The organism is uncultured Maribacter sp. (assembly GCF_963975365.1).
Taxonomy (GTDB): Bacteria; Bacteroidota; Bacteroidia; order Flavobacteriales; family Flavobacteriaceae; genus Maribacter.
This window is the reverse complement of record NZ_CAXBGF010000034.1, coordinates 1-4,982: the sequence shown is the minus strand read 5'-3', so window position 1 is coordinate 4,982 and position 4,982 is coordinate 1. Positions and strand designations below refer to the sequence as shown.

The following is a 4,982-nucleotide window of genomic DNA, read 5'->3' as shown; positions in this document are numbered from 1 at the left end:
TAGCGCACTCGGCTGGGGGTCGAGTGGTCGCAGGTTCAAATCCTGTCATCCCGACAAAGTTGTATATCAAGGCGGACAAAAACCCTACTAATCGTATGATTAACAGGGTTTTTTTATTTTCAATGTGTTTATTTGTATCGTTTTGAAACTATCTTTTTGGTGTGTAATTCGGTGTGCATAGCGGGACGCAATTTGTAATAAATTTAATTAGCATTTAGCCCATTTAGAGATTCCCTTGTTCTCAAGCTTATGGTTAGTTAAATTCATTTGTTAAATGGTTGTTTACAATTTTCTTCCCTATCTGCTCTGTTACGTCTCCAAAAACAAAAAAACCAGCGAAGATCGCTGGTTAATTTTTAGAAAAAAGAATTATTCAATAAATAATAGTGCCAGCCCCAGTGTGCGAAGTGGTCCCCTGGAACCCACCAATATCATTTGGGCCAATGATGGTGTATACTCCGTTGTCAATTTGCATGAATCCACCATTTTCTTCAGGAACTCCCGCAAACCTCCCAGTTCCACCTACAAAGCTAATAGTACCGGTATAGGAAAAGCTAGTTGATGATACTGGTACGAAAATCAGCGATGATCTTGAAAATAATTGATCACCGTTAGCAGCAATAACCACATCATCCTCTGTTGAGGTGAACGTAAAAGTACCATCCCCATTCGGTAGAAAGGTTCCGGCACCCACCGTGCCATGAATTTTGCCGAGATGTGTCATACGACCAGTAAAGGTGCCTCCTATTCCGTCTAAATCATCGATACCTTCAAGTACAATGGAAATTGGACGTTCAACTTTTTTGCCACTTTTTAATTCAACAGAGGTCAAATCGCTTTCTGAGAGGTCAGATATGCTTTCCGTTGAACAGGAAACCACCGATACAATACATGTTGTTAATAAAATCAATTTTAAAATCGACTTCATACTCTTGTTACGCTTTGTTCTCATATTTATTTAATTTAATGGGTTATACAATAATTCAATCTAGAATCGCAAAAGCATATGAACCATGCTACATTAATTAAATCTTAACAATGTTGTAGGTTCTTGCTATAAGGGGAATTTTAAATGATGTCGGTAAAATCAGAAGTAGGGAGAATTTGATATTAAATGACTTCTGAAGTATATTAAAAATAGTTAATTTAGAAGAGTCAAGTAATGTAATAGGACGAATATGCATTTTTATTGTCCGAAAGCACCTAATTTGTTTTCAAACGCTTTAAGTTCAAATCGATAAGGCCAAAACTGCCGACGTAATACCTGAATACTATTTTTGGGATGGTTTTAAAAACTAGGTAAAGACGGATGTCTTTATTAATGATAAAGTATCTGAAAAGCAAACTGCTGGTTTAAAAAGTACATAGGCCATTACACTTAAAAAATTAAGTATTCATTTTATGGCTCAATATTGTTATTGAAGAGAACGGTCTTACACCAATTTACGTACGGGTCAAGCTATCTAGGGTTCTTGTTTGGGCCTTACCATCTGTAATTTGGCATCGAAAATGTAGATATAAAAACCTTCCTGGCGATTTAGACACTTTCACCAGAAAGAAGATTTGACTTAAACAGGTAAAGCCTTTCTTACTAAAATATATTTTATAGGGGTAAGGTCATAGTTGATTCTTAATCATCCAATTTTTGTATTATGGTATTCAGAATGCAGAGAATCTTTAAATCAGTTGGCATGAAGTAGTATAAAACAAAGCCATAAGTGGAAGTAACTATTATCTAAAAATTCCTATCTTGAAATTCTTTCCTTGTTAAACGATAACCTTTGAAAGCAAAAATAGAAACAACACATCTTGAGAATCTGAAACAAAAGATTTTGTCTTATACTCAGGTAGATGATCAGATGTTACAAGAGCAGTTGCAATGCTACCAAAGAATGAACTTGAAAAAAGGCGATACTTTGATAACACCAGGGCAATTGGTTAATCACTTTTTTTATGTAGCAACGGGTTGTATTTACTATTATAAGCTAGACCAAGGTGAGCAAAAAGTATTGGAATTTTATACTGAAGATGTCTTTTTTACCGATTTACCTGCCTATGTAAAGGGCAATCCTTCCAATTACTATTTAAAAGCTTCAGAGGCAACTGTAGTTTATGCCATAAAAAGATCTGATGCAGAGAACTCCTTTAAAAAGTCACATCAATTGGAGCGTTTTGGACGATTATCGATGCAAGAAGCATTTATAAAAATTTTCACGAGAGTCGAGCGTATTAATAGTCGAACCAACGAGGAACGTTATTTACGATTGATGAAAAAACGACCAGACCTTTTTCAACGTGTTCCTCAATATCTTATTGCTTCATATTTAGGACTAACCCCAGTGGGTTTTTCAAAACTTAGAAAACGATTGGGAAAAGGATAGTTTCTTAACTATTAGGATCAAATTAGCAATTGGTTTTACATGTAGCCGATATACTTTAAAAAAAATCTTATGCTAACCGGCTAATTACGGAAAAAAAAAGTATAACAAAATTAAATGATTAATATATATAGCGTTATGATACGTTTTGTTCTATTAAAGTTCTTTAAGATATAGGTTACCGTATTATTTACATCCTAACCTTGCCTTTTTATTAATGAAAACGTGATACTTATGTGGGCTAGATAATAGGTTGGTAAAATCAAAAAATCCAACTTATTATAGCCTAAAAATTCTGTTAGAGAGATAATTGTGTCTGAAAAAAGGATTAAAAAAATACCAAAGACATAGGTCCATTTTACTTTAGAGTCACCCTTCATTCCAACAGATGCGCCTAAGGAAAAACAAGAAATAAATAAATAAAGTAATGCAGCAAGCATAAGTATGGTATCGTTAATGCTAGGGAATAATACCAAGAAATAAAACAATAAAAATAATGCCAGTAAAATGCTGGTAAACCGCCACTTTATTTGCCCATTAAGTTTGGCAAAGAAGAGGTAGCCTAAATGAGCAAGGAAGAATAATGCAATACCCTTTGTAAACATTGTACTATCTCCATTCATGTTAGACATAAACCAATCACCAGCAATTGAAAACAAAAAAGCACCGATGATGAGCCATGTATCTTTGGAAGGTTTTTCTTTTTTGAAATTGAGAATTAGAATGATTAAAATTCCTATACCAGCTGATCCCGATTTAAAAATAAAGTTTGAAGTTATTAACGCAAATATTACTGATACAACCGATAATAATAAAACGCCATAGATCCAATTGTTTTTTATCCACATACTATTCATTTATTGCTTTTAAACAATCCAAAGCCTTAAATACATGAATTTAAGCATTATTTGTTATTAGTAAGGTTATTATTAGTGCTTTGCCGTCCATATAGTTTCAAATTTTACGCAAACTACTAGCATTTCTTCGTTCGGTTTCTCTCCGCTTTCTTCCAAAATGCCCTCAAAAAAATCCCAATGTGCTTTTTTCCATTTTTCTAATGGCTCAATATCCGTTCCCATATCCAATGCAGCATAATCTTTGGAAATTTTATTAAAAGAAATTGTGTCTACACTTTTATTTTCTATTATCGCCTGTGCTTTATCATCAAAATCCGTAATTATCTGTTTTGTTCCAACTTTTGACAAATCAATGTTATCATGTTTATACAAACTATATAATCCTGAAGAAGCTTTCTTTTTTCCATTCAGTGTTAATATCACCAGTCGATTCGCATTTTATTTATTATTATGAAATAAATCGGATTCTGGTATTTCTTCGTCTTTAAGTTCTGGATTTGATTCAATATAACCACTCCACATTTCATAGACAGATTGGTCAATTCTGTTTTTAGTTTCCGTTGCTGTTTTTGTTTTAGATTTGTTTTTACAGCTTATAAAAATCATAAATAAAAGAGCCCTAATTGTTTCATAGTTACTTATTGTATTAATACCAGCGATTTGTGTATAAAAGGTAGCGCGTAATAGGACACTAAATTATCGGATTACGCAAACCAAATTTTTATATTTTGTTTTAATATCTCTAATCTAATAGCCAAAATTAAAAATTAGGAAATCATCATAAATTAGCATTAATCTATAGGTATAAAACTAATTAGCTATGTTTTATACACGATGTAAGCCTTTCGTTATTCTGTTAATTGTTTTTCTATTTTATCAATGATTTTAGCAGTTTGTTCTTTTAATTTTTCAAACCTATCAATTGCATCTGAATTAATCCAATGATGAGAAGCAATATTATTTATATAAGCTAATTTATTGTCTCTTAATTCACTAGCGAGTACTTTAATAGATGTATTTGGATAAAGAAATGCCGTTGAAGTTTCAAAGTTCATTGCATTATTTTCAGTGTATAATGATCCATCTAATGGAATTGTCCATTCAGTTGAAATCTGAATTCTTTGTTGCATGTAATCATGTTGTGCATAATGATTTACAATTTGGTCACGTAAGTTGAAATCTTTAATAACGGATAAATTCCCTGTACTTGATAAATCAATGAAAGTCGATTTTGAGGATGAGAATATTGGAAAAATACTTCCATATTCAATAAATTCATTAGCTCTAACAACTAATAAAGAATCATTTATAGTAGTATTAAGGGCTTTAGACAACTGTTCAATTGTCTCGTTTCCTTTTTTTAAATCACGTATAAAATTTGAGAAAGTAATATAATCTTGTTTGTTGTCAGATAACAATCTTTTTAGATATAATGTTTCTTGATCTGCTATTTTCCGATCATCATTCCAATTATTAATAGATAATGCAATCAAAATTCCAATTACCACGAGAACAATTTCTCCGATTGTATATAGTAGATATTTACTGAACTTATTTTCAGTCAGCAACTTTTGGCGAATTTTTCTAAAGAATTTTATCATTGGTTAGCGGTTTCTGATAATGAAGCACAACGGTAAAGGCTATGGAAAGTAGGGCAGACAAGGAAAGTTTTCGTTTCCGTCTGCGCTCGTAGCCAAAGCTTTTTGTTTTGTTTTTATCTTTTTCATTTTAAAAGCCAAATCCAAAA

The 4,982-nt window shown here is 32.2% G+C and carries 6 protein-coding genes; 1 reads left to right on the top strand and 5 read right to left on the bottom strand.

Annotated elements, in window-relative coordinates:
* Positions 1–373 precede the first annotated feature (373 nt).
* Complete coding sequence (locus tag AACZ49_RS18755; protein WP_339657858.1) at positions 374–952, bottom strand: hypothetical protein; 579 nt, start codon at positions 950–952, stop codon at positions 374–376.
* Positions 953–1,781: 829 nt separating this feature from the next.
* On the opposite strand from AACZ49_RS18755, the gene AACZ49_RS18750 reads away from it, so the two are divergent.
* Positions 1,782–2,381, top strand: a complete 600-nt coding sequence (locus AACZ49_RS18750; RefSeq protein WP_339657856.1) for a Crp/Fnr family transcriptional regulator — start codon at positions 1,782–1,784, stop codon at positions 2,379–2,381.
* 194 nt (positions 2,382–2,575) lie between these two features.
* On the opposite strand, the gene AACZ49_RS18745 is transcribed toward AACZ49_RS18750, so the two are convergent.
* From AACZ49_RS18745 to AACZ49_RS18730, 4 genes are all read right to left on the bottom strand, one after another.
* Positions 2,576–3,235, bottom strand: coding sequence for a lysoplasmalogenase family protein (locus tag AACZ49_RS18745; protein WP_339657854.1), 660 nt, complete (start codon positions 3,233–3,235; stop codon positions 2,576–2,578).
* A gap of 72 nt (positions 3,236–3,307) precedes the next feature.
* The gene (locus AACZ49_RS18740) at positions 3,308–3,658 is read right to left on the bottom strand and encodes an ASCH domain-containing protein (RefSeq protein WP_339657852.1); all 351 of its coding nucleotides are present in this window, start codon (positions 3,656–3,658) and stop codon (positions 3,308–3,310) included.
* A 15-nt stretch (positions 3,659–3,673) separates the two neighbouring features.
* Positions 3,674–3,841 (bottom strand): hypothetical protein, encoded by a 168-nt coding sequence (locus AACZ49_RS18735; RefSeq protein WP_339657850.1) that lies wholly within the window; start codon positions 3,839–3,841, stop codon positions 3,674–3,676.
* Positions 3,842–4,083: 242 nt separating this feature from the next.
* Positions 4,084–4,836, bottom strand: coding sequence for a DUF6090 family protein (locus AACZ49_RS18730; protein WP_339657848.1), 753 nt, complete (start codon positions 4,834–4,836; stop codon positions 4,084–4,086).
* Positions 4,837–4,982 lie beyond the last annotated feature (146 nt).